The sequence below is a fragment of the Paenibacillus tundrae genome, assembly GCF_030812775.1.
Lineage (GTDB): Bacteria > Bacillota > Bacilli > Paenibacillales > Paenibacillaceae > Paenibacillus > Paenibacillus tundrae_A.
Genome location: NZ_JAUSTI010000024.1, coordinates 1 through 17614, shown reverse-complemented (window position 1 = coordinate 17614; position 17614 = coordinate 1). Strand labels below are relative to the sequence as shown.

The following is a 17614-nucleotide window of genomic DNA, read 5'->3' as shown; positions in this document are numbered from 1 at the left end:
ATTCCTCCTCTCAGGCAGTTCAATCTATTCCCAATCGGTGTACAGATCTGTACGGCGGTCACGCCACGTGGTTACTGAGCCACGCTCACGTACCTCATACAGCAAATCAAGATCCAGATCAGCGGTTACGATCATATCGTTATTGATCTCACCTTCAGCCAGAATGCCGCGTGGTGGGAAAGGTACATCGTTCGGTGTAATGATTGCAGCTTGTCCATAGTTGGCACGCATGAAGTCTACCGTTGGCAGATTACCCACCGTTCCAGTCAGCACCACATAGACTTGGTTCTCTACCGCACGAGCATGACTTGTATAACGCACACGGTAGAATCCATGACGATCGTCCGTGCAGGAAGGACAGAAAATCACATCGGCACCCTTCGCCTTAGCCATACGCACGATCTCTGGGAATTCGATATCGTAACAGGTTAGCATCGCAATGCGACCTTTATCCGTGTCGAACACTTCAAGTCCATCTCCAGCAGCCATATTCCACTCTTCCACTTCTGTTGGCGTAATATGAATCTTCGCCTGGCGGGCGATACGACCATCTGGATAGAACATGTGAGCCGTGTTATATAGCTTACCTTCACGACGGATAACGTGTGTTCCGCCGATCAGATGCATGCCATATTTGGCAGCGAGCGACGTGAACAGTTGCTCATATTGCTCTGTAAAGCTTGGTAGATCCTCAATCGTTAATGCATTTCCTTGTTCGTCCCCAATGGACATTAATTGGGTGGTGAAAAATTCGGGAAACAGCACAAATTCGGTTCCGAATTCGTCAGCTGTCCGTATGTAATGCTCTGCCTGTGCAGCGAACTGCTCAAACGAGCCAATGGTCTGTAATTGATACTGTACAGCGGATACCCGCAGTTTCATGACGCCACCTCCAAGATTAGTTAAATCCATTTCATAACGTATCAACATAAGTGTGATGCACCTAGCTATAAACAAACTGAACCACTTTGATCTATAGCTAGCCTTAATTGACGCTGCTGAGGGTATTATGATTTGGATTCTATTCTGCTCTCATTGTAACAACGAAATGCCCTAATTTCTATTTTGATTTGTACGAGCGCCCTACTTATTCAGCATAGACTTTGTGAACCCAATCCACTCCCTCGTGGCAAAAGAAAGATACCGATCCTTCCGCCAGATCATGCCAAGCTGCCATGGGATCACAGGCTCCGTCACGGGGATGATTCGAACACGCATATGATCGACCTCTCGGCAGATGGTCTCAGGCAGCAGTGCTACGCCCAGGTTGGCTGCCACCATCGCACTGAGTAGATCCCACTGGGAGCTTTCATAGACAACCCGTGGCTGAAAGCCCGCATCCTGACAAGCGGCAATAATGCGATCATGTAACGCAAAATCCTCTCGGAACAACACAAATGCGTCCTGTTCCAGTTCACGAAGTGCAACCGATGGTTGACCCGCAAGTGGGTGTGTAGGATGCACCAACAGATTCAGCTTCTCTTTCACAAACACAAAATGATCCAAAACCTCATCCATCGTAGGCAATACAGCCACCCCGATATCAAGTGCACCGCTTATTACGTCAGCCTCAACCTTTTTCGCTCCGTCTTCGAATAATTGAATACTTACTTGCGGATATGCTTTGTGGAATTCACCAATAATCATCGGGAAAAAGCTGGATCCAACCATCGGCGGTAGTCCAATCCGCAAATGTCCCTTCTTCAGGTTCATCAGATCGTCTAATTCGGACGATAGACTGCGGAACGACTTCTCAATCTCCACGGCCTGACGGAAAAAAACATGACCCGCATCTGTCAGTTGAACCTTTTTGCCATAGCGATCCAGCAGGGTTACACCTAATTCATCTTCTAAGCTTTTGACCGTTTTACTAATTGTCGGTTGTGTAATGAACAAGACTTCAGCGGCTTTGGTGAAGCTCTGTTGCCGAGCAACCTCAAGAAAATATTGCAAATGGCGGATATCCATCGTCTGATTCCAGCCTCTCATAGATAAATGGAATAGAAAACATTCTTAATATGCATTTTACTCATGAAAGAATGCAATGTAAAATTTGTGATATCAAGTCATGTTTCATTTATTTTCATAAGAATACGAATGCACCCACGTTGATCATATAAGGAGGGATTCATGTGAAGAAATGGGGCCTCGGTATTCTCCAAGTTGCCATCTTGATGGCCTTCTCACTGCTCATGAACCAGCTTGCTGGTGCTCTCCATCTGCCTATACCCGGCTCAATCCTTGGTATGGTTGTCCTCTTCCTGCTGCTTCAGACCGGAGTTGTGAAACTGCGCTGGATCGAGGTCGGAGCCGCCTGGTTGCTGGGTGAGCTACTTTTGTTCTTCATACCTTCCGCCGTTGGAATTATGAATTACATGCCTATGTTAGAGCATGATGGATTGCAAATTTTATTTATCGTACTGCTTAGCACATTTCTGGTCATGGTCTGCACAGGCCTCGTTGCCACTCGAATTGCTAAACGAAAGGAGCGTCACACGGGATGATTGGATTCCTCTGCTTGCTGTTAACTGTCGGAATTTACTGGGTTGCCAAACGAATGTATCGCAGCCTGCCCAAAGTTTATCTGTCTCCACTGCTCATTACGCCTCTTCTCGTCGTTGGTGTACTGCTTGCAACCGGCACAGATTATGCCGCCTACAGTAGTGGTGGTAAGTGGCTCAGTTTATTATTACAGCCTGCAACGGTTGCCTTTGCGGTTCCGCTCTATACCTTTTTCCATATTCTCAAAAAACATATTTCTGAGATTGTCTTCAGTGTCATGACAGGCTCTGTCGTTGCCGTTCTCTCTTCTGCTCTGCTCGCCAAATGGATGCGTCTTGATCCCGGGCTGGTGCATAGCCTTATCCCAAGATCCATCACCACACCGATTGCCATGAATGTCTCGGCTACCATTGGTGGAATTCCGGCAGTGACCGCCGTATTTGTGATTATCACAGGGCTGCTTGGCGCGATTATGGGACCTTCCATTGTTAAAATGCTTCGCATTGATGGAGAAATTGCTCGTGGAACACTCCTTGGAACCGGTGCCCATGGAACGGGAACCTCGAAGGCATTTGAGCTTAGTTCGTTGACTGGAACCATATCAAGTATCTCCATGGTGCTGGCCGCATTGTTCACTTTAGCCGTTGCGCCTATTCTTTCCAGTCTTATTTTCCCATAATAGATGGAATTATCCCTATTTTTTGAAATATTATTGTTGTATTAAAGCCCTTTCTTCCTTACAATAAGGACAGGTTTTAATTGCTAATATTGCGGGGGAGATGCGATGAAAAGAACCGGAATGAAGAGATCTCTGGACCGCCTTGGACGAATTGTCCTTCCCAAAGAAATGCGGGATACGATGGAAATCCATATCGGCGATCCTCTCGAGTTTTTCATTGAAGGGAAAGAGTTGATTTTGAGAAAGTACAAATCAACATTGTGTATTTTTTGCGGTGACGTGGATACGGAAATGTATTTCAAAGAGCAATTCATCTGCCGGACTTGTGCAATTCAATTAAAGCACCCAGATGACACTCCCGACTGGTTCGTACCTCAGACTAAACAGGCTCCTGCACCCGTGGAGCGTCCTGCTGGCAAACCCGCTACTAACTCATCTTCGGAATGGGAAGAAGGCCAAGCAGCTACAGGAACCGAATACCCGGATCTTCGTCCAAAAACGGCACGTATGCTGCAACAAATGAAGGAAATTGTTGAACAGAATCCAGGTTTAGCCCAACAGCAAATTGCCGAGAAGTTAGGCATTAGCCAAGGGCGCGTCTCTCAGCTCAAGAAACTGCTATAAGAGGTTGTATATTTTTTTGATTCTGCACTAAATATAATGCATATTTATTAATATTGTTTGGAGACCTTCCGATTTCGAAAGCCCGCTGCAAGAGAACCCGTTGATTACTGTGGGTTCTTTTTTTTTGCGCGCACAAAAAAGAGGATCCCGTCGTATGAACAGTGATCCTCTTAACTTATTGCACATAATCATTGCACAATTGCAACCGAAGGTTACGCCTGTACCGCTTCAATATCCGTATCTTCCATCTGACGCAGACTCACAATCAGAACAACAATATTAGCTACCAGCAGCACCGCTGGGAAAGGAATAGCTCCATATTGCCCATAGATCAAGTGGCTCCCTACAGCCCCGATCAGTATAAACGTCAGCAAGCCGGCAGCCAGAACCCGAATACGTGGAATTAACAGTCCTACGGCACTCAGAAGCTCAACGCCACCGATCAGATACATGGTCCATTTTGGATAAGAGAAGCTATCAAAGGTCTGTACCATCATATCCGCACCCACAACCTTGTTATACCCTGTCATTACAAATATACCTGCAAGCACAACCAATAAAATGTAACCTAAAATTTTCATATGTATGTTCCTCCGTTTTAATATGTCATGTTGTATGTTGTACTAATCGTACTTCAATCTAAAGATCTCTTCGTCTTCATTCTATGTAAAGGTTACCGAGGTAACTCTATCTTTCGCTTCAGCTAAAGGTGATACATCACAGCATAATTATATGTATACATACAATACAGACTAAAAATCATTAACTTACTTTTATGAAGTTAGTATATAATAATAAGATTATTTAATCAAGTAATTTTTTGATAAATAGTGTATAATACGTACAAAAGGTATGTTACAGTATTATTAGTAGTAACTTGCGTTGACTTGATTGTCCTTTATTTTGGTTAGAGTGGCAGAGAGCCAATTCTTTATATACATGAACTATGTCATCTATCTTCCTTGAATCGAGGTGAACACGTTGAAATTGAGAAAAGTGAAGTCGCCAAGTCCCTGTCTGATCACCCAAGCCATGGATATTATCGGTAAGAAGTGGGTGCTGTTGATCATGTATCAACTCTTATCTGGGCCTAAACGGTTTACGGAGCTTGAAGCGGAGATGGCTATTAGCGGACGACTATTGTCCGAGCGTCTGAAAGAGATGGAGACGGAAGGCATTGTCACAAGGCATATGTTTCCTGAAATTCCTCCTCGGGTTGAATACGAGCTGACACCTAAAGGCAGAGCCATTGAGCCCGTAATCGACCAGATTTACGGATGGTCTTCTGAATGGTTGAAACGTTAACATCATCCAGCGGGATAAGCCAGCTTTTCCGTTAAAGCAATTATCGTTATTGAGTTTGCTTAGTGATTGGCTGAATGAATATGTGTAACACAAAGACGCCTGACTGCGGCTAGATCCTCGGATCACTTCCGCTGTCAGGCGTCTTTCATTACCTTTATATTCACAGATGTAACTTAATTAATAATCAAAGAATATGAATTACACTTTAACGAGTTCTACCTGCGCTTTAATGAGAAAGCTCCTTCAAAGGTTGTAATTGCACAGGCAAGCCAGACTCAGCTGACGCTAATGCTGCAGTCGTAATCTCTTGGGTGCGACATGCATCTGCATAATCGGAAAGAATGCGTGAACGATCCCCTGTGCGAAGAGCATGGATGAATGCTTCATTTTCCCGTTCATATGGATTATGCCCTGCTGGAATTTCCTGTCCAGCCATGGCATGACGAGCCGCACTCGGAAGCAGAAGACGTTCCGGTGTCCAATCCCACACACCTGCTTCTGTGTAAAATTGCAACCCTGCACCGCCCTCACCATCGGGCAGTAAGCAAGTATTCGCAATACTGGCAATCGCACCACTCTGCAACTTGATGGATACATTAGCTACATCCGATACCGTAACATGGTCATGCTTCTCATGCATAACACGCTGAGCGGCAACAGCATACACCTCAGTCACCTCACCCGCGCAATAGCGTAATAAATCCACAATATGTGTCGTCTGTTCTACGAATTGTCCTCCAGAGCCCTCTTGTCTACGCCACCAAGCCACGCCAGGCATACCGCCCATCCAGCGTCCAAGCGCCATACCGACTGTCTGCTCTTGGATCGCTTCCCGTAGTACCTGAGCTGCCTCCTGGTACCTGAAGTGATAGCCTACAGAAGTTAGTAATCCCGTATTTTGTACCTGTGACAAGATTTGTTTCGGGATATCCATGCCTGTGCTGAGTGGTTTCTCTACTAGGAATGGGATGTTACGACGGATCAGTTCAGCTTCTATTGAACCATGAGACATTGGAGGCACACAGATGTAGACAGCATCTAGCTTTTCCCCATCTAACATATGCTCTAGCTCACCATAACCAGCAGCATCATATACGGAAGCCATGGCCTCCGCTTTCTCTTGTGTTGTGCCAAGAACCGCAGCGACACGTACACCTTCCATTCTTGCCAGAATATCTGCATGAACCTTACTGAACCAGCCTGTTCCAATGATTCCGATCTGCAATGTCATGGATGTAGCCCCTTTCTAAATTACGCGCTTACATGTTCCATTCGACCCCCAGTGTCGAAATCCTGCCTTACTTTTTGCCAGATGCCTCCAGCAGCAAGCGGTCCAGTTCCTGCCTATATGCTTCCGTCTGTTCATCTGTCCACAATAAACGTTGGCTCATATAACGAATAACAGTGGTCTTCCACTCTCGGACCTCGTTAATACGGAAAAATAAATCTCCCGTTCTCCTTACGAAGAAATCGGCAGGAGTCACAGTCATTTCTTCTTCTATTGCATACTTGAGCATTAACAACAGCTCCGGTGGTAACCCATGCCACTCGGCTTTCGTTCGTGGATCGGGCATCCGATCATAGAGAGCATCCACATTCGAGCCATAGGTACGTGCCAGCCGTTCAGCCGCACGACGCTCTAACCCAAGTGCAACACCATCCTTAATCTTACGTTCTGCATAGGACTCGAAACCAGCAGATCCACCCACATTGCCTCCGGAGATCGGCATCTTTTTGGTCAAGCATACCTTAATCGATTGACCTGTTTCCTTCTCCAACTGTCGGGCAGCCAAATCTACGACCATTTCAGCCATTTTACGATATCCCGTTAATTTGCCTCCAGCAATCGTAATTAGCCCTGAAGCCGATACCCAAACCTCGTCTTTACGAGAAATTTCAGAGGGATCTTTACCTTCTTCATGGATTAGCGGGCGCACCCCTGCCCAGCCAGATTCTACATCCTCTGCACGAATGCTCATCTGAGGGAACATACCGTTGATCGCATGGATGACGTAGTCTCGGTCAGATTCAGAAATCAATGGATGTGCCGGATCATCCGTATAAACAGTGTCTGTTGTGCCGACATAAGTTTTGCCATCTCGTGGAACCGCGAATACCATCCGTCCGTCAGGTGTATCAAAATAAACCGCCTGCCTTAACGGAAATCGTGAACTGTCGAACACTAAGTGAATGCCTTTGGTCATCTGCAATGTCTTGCCTTCACGTGAACCATCCGTCTTACGCAGCTCATCCACCCATGGCCCAGAAGCATTGATGACCTTGCTTGCCCGAAGCTGATAGGTCTGGCCATGAATCTGATCCGTCGCTTGGATGCCGATGATCTGACCGTTTTCTTTCATGAATCCGTCTGCCTTCACATAGTTCACAGCCTGTGCCCCATAACGTACCGCTTCCTTCATTACCTCGATGGTCAGCCTTGCATCATCTGTGCGATATTCAACGTAAAGTCCGCTGCCCAGCAGTCCCTCTTTACGCAATAAAGGCTCCATGTCTGCTGTTGCCCCGGCATTTAACATCTTGCGCCGTTCGCTATACTTCACCCCAGCCAATCGGTCATACACCATCAATCCAAGGGAGGTGCTGAACCGACCGAAAGTACCTGCCGTATAGATCGGCAACAACATCGGTTCCGGTGTGGTCACATGGGGTCCATTTTCATAAACGACGGCTCGCTCACGACCTACCTCAGCGACCATCTTCACTTCAAACTGCTTCAAATACCGTAGACCGCCATGAACCAGCTTGGTGGAGCGACTAGAGGTTCCCGCAGCAAAATCCTGCATTTCCACAACGGCTGTCTTCAATCCACGAGAAGCTGCATCTAGTGCAATACCTGCCCCCGTGATGCCACCTCCAATGACCAAGATGTCAAATTGTGCATTCGCCATGTCTTGCAAATATTCCGTACGATTTATTGCTGAGAAAGAAGCCGTCATCTGTTACACTCCCATTCATTCCCTATATTTTAGCCGCATAAGAACAAAAAAAAGACCACGTCATTCGCTACAGCAATTGCTGAGCGGTACGTGGTCTCTCCCGATCTCCAGACATCATTTTTTAACTTGTAACCCAATCCTATCACACATTTTGAATGGCGTGAAGTCCTGAAATGACACATTATTCAAAAAAATTTTAAATTTTTCATAATGACAAGGATGGATTTTCAATCTGATCCACTAAGGCTTATCTTTTCCTAATTGTGGGTATATGGTTTTCGTTACACAGGAAGATATCCCCTGTAATTTATGCATCATTTTCCACTAGAAAATAGAAGTTATTCCATATGTTTAATGACAAAGTGCAAATGTATTTTTTCCCTACTGCCACTTATTTAAAAGCCATTGCTGCCGCTACTGCACGCTGCCAACCTGCATATAGCTCATTTCGTTGCTCAGGTACCATCACCGGTTGGAATTCTCGCTCCGTATTCTCATGATCCTTCAATTCCTCCGTGCTATTCCAATAACCGACAGCAAGCCCTGCCAAATAGGCCGCACCTAACGCAGTCGTTTCATTCACTGTAGGACGTTCGACAGGAATGCCCAGAATATCACTTTGGAACTGCATTAAGAAATCATTGGCTGCCGCTCCGCCATCTACTCGCAGCTCATTTACTATAATTCCTGAATCGGTCTCCATTGCAGCAAGCACGTCTCTGGTCTGGTAGGCCAGTGCTTCAAGCGTAGCCCGGATAAAATGCTCCTTCGTCGTCCCACGTGTCAGACCAAATACGGCTCCCTTCACTTCACTATCCCAGTAAGGACTACCTAACCCCACAAAGGCAGGCACCATGTATACACCATCCGTCGATGGAACACGCACAGCATAATCTTCACTATCTCGAGATGAACGAAGCATTCTAAGCCCATCTCGCAACCATTGCACTGCTGAGCCTGCAACAAATATGCTCCCCTCTAAGGCATACTCCACCTTACCATTAATCCCCCAGGCAATCGTTGTAATAAGCCCATGGTCAGATTGCACAGGCTCCTCACCTGTATTCATCAACATGAAGCAGCCTGTGCCATAAGTGTTTTTCATACTGCCCTTGGTGTAGCAGCCCTGACCGAATAACGCTGCCTGTTGGTCACCTGCCGCACCTGCAATGGGAATCTTATGACCGAAGAAATGATATTCTGTCGTGTATGCATACACTTCGGATGATCCGCGTACTTCCGGCAACATCACCTTAGGGATATCTAGAATATCCAATATTTCCTCATCCCATTGTAATTCATAAATATTGTACATGAGTGTACGTGAAGCGTTGGACACATCGGTGATGTGTGTGCCTCCGCTAAGTTTCCAGATCAGCCAACTATCAATCGTGCCAAACAGCAATTCTCCCCGTTCCGCACGCTCCCGTGCACCAGGCACATGATCCAGAATCCACTTCACTTTAGTTCCCGAGAAATATGGATTAATGAGCAGACCTGTTTTGCGATGGAAAAGATCGCCTAACCCCTTCGTTTTTAGCTCATCACAGATCTCAGCTGTCTGTATGGACTGCCACACAACTGCGTTATAGATCGGACGTCCCGTTTCTTTGTCCCATACAACGACCGTTTCGCGTTGATTCGTGATTCCAATTCCAGCAATCTGGGCTGGTTTGATTCCACTCTCTGCGAGGCATGATGCCATAACTGCTAGGATTGAACTCCAGATTTCATTCGCATTTTGCTCGACCCACCCGGGCTTAGGAAAATATTGCGGAAACTCCTGCTGAGCACTATGCACAATCTCTCCGCTGTGGTTAAACAAAATGGCTCGGGAACTTGTTGTCCCCTGATCCAGCGCCATAATATATTTTTCCATCGAAACAACCTCCTGTTTAATGACTATGTAAGCGATTCCCCAAAATGACGGATCAAGTCCGTATTGGATGTCGTAACGGCTGTTGCTCCGGCTTGTAGTGCAAGCTCCACCTCGTGAGCCGAACGAATTAATCCACCTGCAATGATCGGTATGCCTGTTCGATCAGATACCTCCGTAATAATATGCGGAATAATGCCGGGCAGCACCTCTATAAAATCTGGCTGAGTCTTCGTCAGCAAATGATAGCTCTTCTCCAAAGCATTGGTATCGAGCAAAAATATTCGCTGAATGGCCGTAATTCCTTTTTGCTTTGCTTTCTGTATCACACTTGCTCGTGTTGAGATCAGCCCTGCTGGGCGAAAGTGCTGGCATAGATACTCTGCAGCGTATTCATCGTTTTTGAGTCCCTGGATCAGATCAGCATGCAGCAATATTTGCTTGTCTCGCCGCCGTGCTTCATCCAGCAAGCTCTGAAGCTGCGCAATATGGGTATCTAACATTACTCCATATCGATACGGACCTTCAATCATTGCTTCAAATTGCTTCATACTCTTGGCAGCTGGCAAAATACGCTGTCCCTGAAAAGGCATGCGGCTCCCCCTACATAAATCAGATGCCTATATTGTATATTCCATGCTCTGTTAACGGCAAGCGATGCAGGTTGTTCAGACCCAAAAAAGCTGCCGTCCCCTCACGAAGAGGTGATGACAGCAGCGTTTATCTAACTCACATTGCTCTAACGATAAGCATTCTATTATCGAAACCCTTGTCGATCATTTCTAAACGGCACTAGCCTAAACGTAAACGTTAAGCTTGTGCGTGCGGAAGCAGTGTATCTACTTCAGCCAAGTGACCAGAACGGCTCACTTTGGTTTGCAGATACTTTTCGTTAAAGGCTGAACGATCGCCCCACAGCGGAACACGTCCCCCTACGTTCAATCCCGCCTCTTGCAGTGCAGCAAGCTTACGAGGATTGTTCGTGATCAAGGTAACCGGTGTTGAACGAAGCGCACGCAGTACAGCAATGGCATCATCATAATTACGTGAATCGTCAGTAAATCCAAGTTGCAGGTTCGCATCGACCGTATCCAAGCCTTCTTCTTGTAACAGATAAGCCATAGCTTTGCTGAACAGACCGATACCGCGACCTTCATGGTTAGCAAGGTAGAATAATGCACCTGCACCGTGAGCAGCGATCATCTTCATAGATTGCTCCAATTGGAAGCCGCAGTCACAACGTTTGCTGCCAAAAATGTCGCCTGTATGACAAATGCTATGCATCCGAATCAAGGCTTCTTGTGCTTCTGCAAAATCGCCATACACCAATACACTGGATTGTTGGCGCTCTGCAAGCTCTGCCGAGGCAAGTGATTCAATCAGTTCGCCACTTTCCATCGCTCGATCGGATTTCAACCAGCTATACCACTGGAATGTTTGCGTCTCTCCATCCAGGTTGACCGGAAGCTTAATCGGCCCTACGAGGTATATAAATTCTTTTCCACTCGGAAAAGTCTGAATTTTAGGGGCAAGTAGCTTTATAATATGTGAATTAATCATTGTCGTTCCTCCTGTTAAGCCATCTCGTCGTATTTAGTCATTCGTAACCGATCCCGAAATGGATCACTAGAAAATTATACAGTACGTATCTATATTTTTGTTATCATCATTAGTTACTTTATGTAAGTTAGTTTAGAATAAAAATTATCATGTGTCAAGTAACTTTTAAATTTAAAGTAACTGATAAAAATAAGTGCAATGAACTTTCCGAATAACTTCTTATATCGTCACAAAATATTGTTTCATTCGAGGAATATTGGGTATGAGTTTAGAAACTACTCATACACTTATGTTGTAGTCCAAAGTAACATCATGCCTTGAACATATCGATAAGGGGGTTATGCACATGATCCGCCGGAAAAGAACATGCTGGGTAGCTGTCATCTTGGTCTGCGTCCTGCTGGTGAGCGGATGCTCCATCTGGTCGGAACCAAGCGATTCAGCGAACAACAAAAAGGTAGCGCTTACATTATGGTATTGGAATCGATCCATCGACGACAAGCTGATTGCCAAGGCCAAAGAGAAGTTCCCTAATATCGAGCTGACTGCTCAGAAAATTGGCGGTGATTTCAAAGCCAAGCTGAAGACGACACTTGCTGCTCGTTCAGGCGAGCCGGATATCGTAGCCCTAAACGATTGGATCATGGAGCTTTTCCCCAGTGAAGATCGCTTTTATAATTTGTATGACCTTGGAGCAGGTGAGATAGAAGATCAATATTTAGAGTGGAAATGGAAACAAGGCGTCACACCAAGTGGACAGATGATTGGGTTCCCTATGGATACCGGACCGACCGCTCTATTTTATCGAGCTGATCTATTCAAGGAAGCTGGGCTCCCTTCAGAACCGGAAGAGGTTGCTCGTCAATTGGATAGCTGGGATGCTTACGCTACAGCGGGAGAGAAGATTAAGGATGCATTCGGAGGCAAGGTTTTTCTGACCGATAATATTGGAAGCGTTTACAACCAAGTGTTGTCCCAAGGTACGGAGCGTTACTTCCGACCTGATGGTTCATTTATCGGCATGGACTCCCCTCTCGTGCGTAAAAGCTGGGATACTGCGGTAGCCTTCAAGCAAAAAGCTCTGCTCGCCAATGCAGATGGCTGGACTCCAACATGGAATGCAGCAATGAATAATGGTGAGATTGCCTCATTTGTCGGTGCGGTGTGGATGAAGCAGGTGTTGCAGGAGGCTGCTCCCGACACCTCAGGCCAATGGCGTGTAACGCGAGCACCTGGCGGTGATGGGAATAACGGCGGCTCATTTCTATCTATTTTGAAATCCAGTAAGCATCCCCAAGAAGCATTTGAACTTATTCGCTGGCTGCAAAGCCCTGAAAATCAGCTTGAACAATATCAAACGTTAAACTTATTCCCATCGGCACCGGGGGTATTTGATCAACCAGCTATGAAGGAGGAGGAGCCTTTCTTCGGTGGGCAAGCGACAGGGCCTGTATTTGCTGCCTCAGCGCAGCAAGTTCCGGATGCTTTCTTCGGGGAGCGTTATCCATCGGTACACAATATCATTACTCGGCGGTTGAATGACATTGCGAAGCAAAATAGTGATCCTCAGCAAGTGTGGACAGATACGGTACAGCGCGTTGAACGAGAATTGCAGCGATAAATCGGCTCGGTTCCGTTGACCACGTTGATCAACGTTGAAGGTACATCATCGTCTTACCCAAGTCATTGTGATCCGCAAAGGAGGAATTGATATGGCCGCAACCGAAACGACGCGAATGAACCCAGACCCTGGAGCAGCACGTCCAGATCTGAATCAAGAGAAGTCACTCTTGTCACGCATCTGGCAGCATCGGGCACTATATATTGCCATCTCTCCATTCTACCTATTGTTTGCTGTCTTTGGCTTATTTCCGATTGGTTTTTCATTATACCTGGCCTTCCATAAATGGGATGGTATCGGCATCATGACGTATAACGGGCTGAACAATTTTAAATATCTGCTGACCGATGTGGAGTTCTGGCAAGCGGTGGGCAATACGTTCATGATCTGGATCTACTCGACAATTCCGATGCTTTTCTTTGCATTAATCATAGCTTTCCTGCTACATGCACCGTTTGTGAAGTTCAAAACCCTCTTCCGGGTGGGCTACTTCCTTCCCAACGTAACGTCTATTGTTGCTGTCGCTATCATCTTTGGCGCGTTATTTGCCAACAACTATGGCTTCCTCAACTATTTGTTGCAATCGGTCGGACTTCCAGTCGTCGAATGGCTAAATGCACCATGGGGCATTAAGGTAGCCATCTCATCCATGGTTGTCTGGCGCTGGACAGGATACAATGCCGTCATCTACCTGGCTGGACTACAGAGCATTCCCAACACTTTATATGAGGCTGCCAAGATCGATGGAGCTTCTGGAATTCAATCCTTTTTCCGAATCACTATACCGATGCTACGACCTGTCATTCTGTTTACCGTGATCACCTCCACTATTGGGGGCATGCAGCTATTTACCGAACCGCAGATTCTCGTAGGCAACGATGGTGGTGCAGGCGCTGCCGGTATGACGATTGTCCTCTATCTCTACCGCGAATCGTTCATCAACAATTACTTTGGCTATGGCGCTGCTGTAGGCTGGGGAATGTTCCTTATTATCGCTCTATTCTCGATTGTGAACTGGAAGCTCGTTCAAGGTAAATCATCCTGATGTGACCATGACAAGGGGGTAGTGCTCATGACGTCCAGATCTCTCAAAACGGTAGTGTTGTATATCGGACTCATCGGGGGCATGATCATTTCCATGTTCCCGTTCTATTGGCTAATCGTGATGTCTACACGGACAACGTCGGATATTTATAGCTTCCCACCAAAGCTGTGGTTCGGGGGCGAGATGTGGAGCAATATTACGCGCGTATTGCAGCAGATTGACTTCTGGGGTGCTTTTCTCAATACGTTATTTGTAGCTGGAATGGTCACGATATTGGTACTGTTTTTTGATTCTTTGGCAGGGTTTGCGTTTGCGAAGTTCGAATTTCCGGGCAAAAAATGGCTTTTCGTGCTGCTCATCGCCACCATGATGGTGCCTTCACAGCTATCCTTGGTTCCATCCTTCGTGCTCATGGCGACGTTTGGCTGGGTCGGTTCCTTCAAAGCACTCATTATTCCGGGCATGGTGAATGCCTTCGGTATATTCTGGATTCGCCAGTATGCGACGGAGTCTATTCCGAACGACTTGCTGGATGCTGGTCGAATTGACGGCTGCAACTTCTTCCGCTTGTATTGGAATGTGGCTTTGCCCATTTTGCGGCCTGCCTTTGCTTTCCTTGGCGCCTTCACCTTCATTGGGGTATGGAATGATTATCTATGGCCCTTGATCGTACTGACAGATGAGCGAAAATACACACTGCAGATCGCCCTTTCTCAATTGAACGGTCTGTACAACACGGATTATGCCATGGTCATTGCAGGGACACTGCTTGCTGTCATCCCTTTGATCATTATGTTCCTATTCATCAGCCGTCAGTTTATTTCCGATATTGCCGCAGGCGCGGTGAAAGATTAATACGTATGACATTTTGATCCATCCCTCAACTCTGATATTCTTATCTATAGATAAAAATCAGGCAATCATTTTCACCTATATATGCGAGAAAGAGGGATGACAACATGGCTTCTTCACCCTATATGATCGGCGTAGATATCGGCACAACCTCTACCAAAGCGGTTCTGTTCGAGCAAAATGGGACCATTGTATCTCAAGGCAGTGCGAATTATCCGCTGCACACCCCGACACCTGCCATCGCAGAGCAGGATGCGGAGGATATTTTCCAAGCCGTCATCACATCGGTTAAACAGGCTACCTCCAAGGCGGAGGTGAAGCCGGATGAGATCCTATTTGTCTCATTTAGTTCTGCCATGCACAGCATTCTGCCTGTGGATGCACACGGTAAACCATTGATGCGAGCCATGACGTGGGCGGATAATCGCAGTGCCGAATGGACGAAAGTGCTCCAGTCCGATATGAATGGTCATGACATTTATCTTCGAACAGGAACACCCATTCACCCGATGTCGCCTTTGACTAAAATCATGTGGCTCACTCGTGATCAACCGGAACTGTTTAAACAGACACACAAATTGATCTCCATGAAAGAATATGTTTTCTATAAATTATTCTCCCAATACGTGATTGATCATTCGATGGCTTCAGCGACTGGGCTTATGAATCTGGAGAAACTGGATTGGGATGAGGAAGCATTACAGGTGGCGGGCATTACGCCGAAGCACCTATCCCATCTCGTACCGACAACACATGTGCTCCGTCAGGGACTACACCCAGAGTATGCTAAAGAAATGGGGATTGCGGTGACCACACCGTTTGTCATTGGAGCTAGTGATGGGGTGCTATCTAATCTAGGGGTAAATGCCATTGATCCTGGGGTTGTAGCTGTAACTATCGGTACGAGCGGGGCGATCCGCACTGTCGTGGATCAACCGGTAACCGATCCGAAAGGCCGGTTCTTCTGTTACGCATTGACGGAGGATCAATGGGTGATTGGTGGCCCTGTGAATAATGGCGGCGTGATCTTCCGCTGGATTCGAGATGAGTTTGCCGCTGCTGAAGTTGAGACAGCGAAACGTCTGGGGATTGATCCGTATGAAGTGCTAACCCGTGTTGCGGAAAATGTACCTGCAGGTTCGGAGGGGTTACTATTCCATCCTTATATGACAGGTGAACGCGCACCGCTCTGGAATCCAAGTGCACGAGGCTCCTTCTTCGGGCTGACGCTGCATCACAAGAAGGAACATATGATTCGCGCTGCACTAGAAGGCGTTCTCTTCAACCTATATACGGTTATGCTTGCCATAGAAGAGAAGATTGGTCGCCCCACCAAAATTCAAGCCACTGGCGGATTCGCTCGTTCCGAGCTCTGGCGTCAGATGATGGCAGATATCTTCGATCAGGATGTAATTATTCCCGAGAGCATTGAGAGCTCTTGCCTTGGAGCAGCGGTGCTGGGACTGTATGCTCTTGGAAGGATTGATTCTCTCAGCGTTGTATCCAATATGATTGGCTCGACACATCGGCATAAGCCAGATCAGGAGCATGTTCGGGTGTATCGGGAACTGCTGCCGATCTTCATCCGCATATCCCGTAAGTTCGAGGAAGAATATGCTGATATTGCTTCTTTTCAGAATAAAACGATGCATCCGTAGGACAGTAGGAACTTTACTACAAGAACGGATATCTACTATATGAATAACTGAACAACATAAATAACAGGCTTCCTGTTTATGAACAGTGGAGCCTGTTAGTTGTTGTGTTTAGTATACTTATTATGCAGAGGATCTCTTCGTCACCCTTTTGTAATCCAATAATCCAAATTCAAGTACGCTATCTCGCTCATATGACGGTGATATAACTCCCTAACTCTAACTAAATAAAGCGAATTTTAAGATTTTTTTGGATTTCTTTTCCTTGGTTTTGTGGGCATTTTATGAACAAAGAATAATAAGGATAGCCAGAACAACAAATTAGACATTTTCACTAATAGAGCGATGCCGTCGCCCAGCGCCTTGAGATCAAATACGATATGAGATATGGCTACTAGGCCTGTAATAACAAGTGTTACTAGCGCGATGAGATACATGTCTAACCTCACTCTCTTATTATCATTTCCGTCCTGCGTCTAATTATATTTATCATCCATTTAATGAACCCTTTAGGTTCTTGCCCTAGGTTCTTGTTATTTTTTCTTCCTAAAAACCAAAATGTAAATAAGGATAATCGTTATAATAACAGCAACATCATAGATCACATTCAACACATCATAAGAAGTTCGCGATAGAAAAAAACTACCTGCCCCCATCGCCAAAATGACTAATCCCCACTTTATGTTTTTATCCAATTCAGACCTCCGATGTATATATTTAGTCCATATTATATCATACACTTCGTTGAATCTCTTTTACAGCAGTTACGATTACATCATAACTCCCTAGTAGCTCTCTCGAAGTCTCAAGCTCAGCTAAGAAGAGCATACAAAAAAACTGCCTATTGGTATTATCCCCTTTAAGTAGACACTTAAAAAAACCTTCATGTTATCATGAGGGTTCAAGTGAGACTTGGAGGGGATATTTTTTTATGGCGA

16 protein-coding genes are annotated in these 17614 nt (G+C 46.0%); 8 read left to right on the top strand and 8 right to left on the bottom strand.

The features are described 5' to 3' along the window. Positions 1–24: 24 nt before the first annotated feature. Complete coding sequence (locus tag J2T19_RS25895) at positions 25–882, bottom strand: carbon-nitrogen hydrolase family protein (protein ID WP_307221069.1); 858 nt, start codon at positions 880–882, stop codon at positions 25–27. Positions 883–1083: 201 nt separating this feature from the next. Beyond that, positions 1084–1968 (bottom strand): cidABC operon transcriptional activator CidR, encoded by an 885-nt coding sequence (gene cidR / locus J2T19_RS25890; RefSeq protein ID WP_307221177.1) that lies wholly within the window; start codon positions 1966–1968, stop codon positions 1084–1086. Positions 1969–2132: 164 nt separating this feature from the next. On the opposite strand from cidR, the gene J2T19_RS25885 reads away from it, so the two are divergent. The 3 genes from J2T19_RS25885 (at position 2133) to J2T19_RS25875 (ending at position 3805) form a co-directional block, all read left to right on the top strand. Then, positions 2133–2504 (top strand): CidA/LrgA family protein, encoded by a 372-nt coding sequence (locus J2T19_RS25885; RefSeq protein WP_307221066.1) that lies wholly within the window; start codon positions 2133–2135, stop codon positions 2502–2504. Next, on the top strand, positions 2501–3181 hold the full coding sequence (locus J2T19_RS25880; RefSeq protein WP_307221063.1) for a CidB/LrgB family autolysis modulator: 681 nt from the start codon (positions 2501–2503) through the stop codon (positions 3179–3181). Before J2T19_RS25885 ends, J2T19_RS25880 begins: the two co-directional genes overlap by 4 nt. Positions 3182–3286: 105 nt before the next feature. Beyond that, positions 3287–3805, top strand: coding sequence for an AbrB/MazE/SpoVT family DNA-binding domain-containing protein (locus J2T19_RS25875; protein WP_128103952.1), 519 nt, complete (start codon positions 3287–3289; stop codon positions 3803–3805). A gap of 212 nt (positions 3806–4017) precedes the next feature. On the opposite strand, the gene J2T19_RS25870 is transcribed toward J2T19_RS25875, so the two are convergent. After that, complete coding sequence (locus tag J2T19_RS25870; RefSeq protein WP_307221059.1) at positions 4018–4386, bottom strand: DoxX family protein; 369 nt, start codon at positions 4384–4386, stop codon at positions 4018–4020. A 451-nt stretch (positions 4387–4837) separates the two neighbouring features. Between J2T19_RS25870 and J2T19_RS25865 the strand changes: the two genes are divergently transcribed. After that, entirely contained in the window at positions 4838–5110 is a 273-nt protein-coding gene (locus J2T19_RS25865) for a winged helix-turn-helix transcriptional regulator (protein WP_307221174.1), read from the top strand. A gap of 226 nt (positions 5111–5336) precedes the next feature. On the opposite strand, the gene J2T19_RS25860 is transcribed toward J2T19_RS25865, so the two are convergent. The 5 genes from J2T19_RS25860 to J2T19_RS25840 all read right to left on the bottom strand — a co-directional run bounded on the left by J2T19_RS25860 (position 5337) and on the right by J2T19_RS25840 (position 11503). Beyond that, the gene (locus J2T19_RS25860; RefSeq protein WP_307221056.1) at positions 5337–6341 is read right to left on the bottom strand and encodes a Gfo/Idh/MocA family protein; all 1005 of its coding nucleotides are present in this window, start codon (positions 6339–6341) and stop codon (positions 5337–5339) included. Positions 6342–6408: 67 nt separating this feature from the next. Beyond that, positions 6409–8067, bottom strand: coding sequence for a glycerol-3-phosphate dehydrogenase/oxidase (locus J2T19_RS25855; RefSeq protein WP_307221054.1), 1659 nt, complete (start codon positions 8065–8067; stop codon positions 6409–6411). Positions 8068–8458: 391 nt separating this feature from the next. Next, positions 8459–9946 carry a glycerol kinase GlpK gene (glpK, locus tag J2T19_RS25850; protein WP_307221051.1) on the bottom strand — a complete coding sequence of 496 codons (1488 nt, stop codon included), beginning with the start codon at positions 9944–9946 and terminating at the stop codon, positions 8459–8461. 23 nt (positions 9947–9969) lie between these two features. Beyond that, positions 9970–10536, bottom strand: a complete 567-nt coding sequence (locus J2T19_RS25845; RefSeq protein WP_307221048.1) for a glycerol-3-phosphate responsive antiterminator — start codon at positions 10534–10536, stop codon at positions 9970–9972. A 217-nt stretch (positions 10537–10753) separates the two neighbouring features. Further along, the gene (locus tag J2T19_RS25840) at positions 10754–11503 is read right to left on the bottom strand and encodes a GTP cyclohydrolase II (RefSeq protein ID WP_307221045.1); all 750 of its coding nucleotides are present in this window, start codon (positions 11501–11503) and stop codon (positions 10754–10756) included. 346 nt (positions 11504–11849) lie between these two features. On the opposite strand from J2T19_RS25840, the gene J2T19_RS25835 reads away from it, so the two are divergent. The 4 genes from J2T19_RS25835 (at position 11850) to gntK (ending at position 16679) form a co-directional block, all read left to right on the top strand. Beyond that, complete coding sequence (locus J2T19_RS25835; RefSeq protein WP_307221042.1) at positions 11850–13124, top strand: ABC transporter substrate-binding protein; 1275 nt, start codon at positions 11850–11852, stop codon at positions 13122–13124. A 115-nt stretch (positions 13125–13239) separates the two neighbouring features. After that, positions 13240–14169 (top strand): carbohydrate ABC transporter permease, encoded by a 930-nt coding sequence (locus J2T19_RS25830; RefSeq protein WP_307221170.1) that lies wholly within the window; start codon positions 13240–13242, stop codon positions 14167–14169. Positions 14170–14196: 27 nt separating this feature from the next. Beyond that, the gene (locus J2T19_RS25825; RefSeq protein WP_307221039.1) at positions 14197–15024 is read left to right on the top strand and encodes a carbohydrate ABC transporter permease; all 828 of its coding nucleotides are present in this window, start codon (positions 14197–14199) and stop codon (positions 15022–15024) included. 104 nt (positions 15025–15128) lie between these two features. After that, a complete protein-coding gene (gntK, locus tag J2T19_RS25820; RefSeq protein WP_307221036.1) occupies positions 15129–16679 on the top strand; it encodes a gluconokinase in 1551 nt (516 codons plus the stop codon). Positions 16680–17614: the final 935 nt, after the last annotated feature.

Coding starts and splice junctions, on each gene's coding strand:
- J2T19_RS25895 (WP_307221069.1), bottom strand. CDS start 882: ATGAAACTGCGGGTATCCGCTGTACAGTATCAATTACAGACCATTGGC.
- cidR (WP_307221177.1), bottom strand. CDS start 1,968: ATGGATATCCGCCATTTGCAATATTTTCTTGAGGTTGCTCGGCAACAG.
- J2T19_RS25880 (WP_307221063.1), top strand. CDS start 2,501: ATGATTGGATTCCTCTGCTTGCTGTTAACTGTCGGAATTTACTGGGTT.
- J2T19_RS25875 (WP_128103952.1), top strand. CDS start 3,287: ATGAAAAGAACCGGAATGAAGAGATCTCTGGACCGCCTTGGACGAATT.
- J2T19_RS25870 (WP_307221059.1), bottom strand. CDS start 4,386: ATGAAAATTTTAGGTTACATTTTATTGGTTGTGCTTGCAGGTATATTT.
- J2T19_RS25865 (WP_307221174.1), top strand. CDS start 4,838: ATGGATATTATCGGTAAGAAGTGGGTGCTGTTGATCATGTATCAACTC.
- J2T19_RS25860 (WP_307221056.1), bottom strand. CDS start 6,341: ATGACATTGCAGATCGGAATCATTGGAACAGGCTGGTTCAGTAAGGTT.
- J2T19_RS25855 (WP_307221054.1), bottom strand. CDS start 8,067: ATGACGGCTTCTTTCTCAGCAATAAATCGTACGGAATATTTGCAAGAC.
- glpK (WP_307221051.1), bottom strand. CDS start 9,946: ATGGAAAAATATATTATGGCGCTGGATCAGGGGACAACAAGTTCCCGA.
- J2T19_RS25845 (WP_307221048.1), bottom strand. CDS start 10,536: ATGCCTTTTCAGGGACAGCGTATTTTGCCAGCTGCCAAGAGTATGAAG.
- J2T19_RS25840 (WP_307221045.1), bottom strand. CDS start 11,503: ATGATTAATTCACATATTATAAAGCTACTTGCCCCTAAAATTCAGACT.
- J2T19_RS25835 (WP_307221042.1), top strand. CDS start 11,850: ATGATCCGCCGGAAAAGAACATGCTGGGTAGCTGTCATCTTGGTCTGC.
- J2T19_RS25830 (WP_307221170.1), top strand. CDS start 13,240: ATGAACCCAGACCCTGGAGCAGCACGTCCAGATCTGAATCAAGAGAAG.
- J2T19_RS25825 (WP_307221039.1), top strand. CDS start 14,197: ATGACGTCCAGATCTCTCAAAACGGTAGTGTTGTATATCGGACTCATC.
- gntK (WP_307221036.1), top strand. CDS start 15,129: ATGGCTTCTTCACCCTATATGATCGGCGTAGATATCGGCACAACCTCT.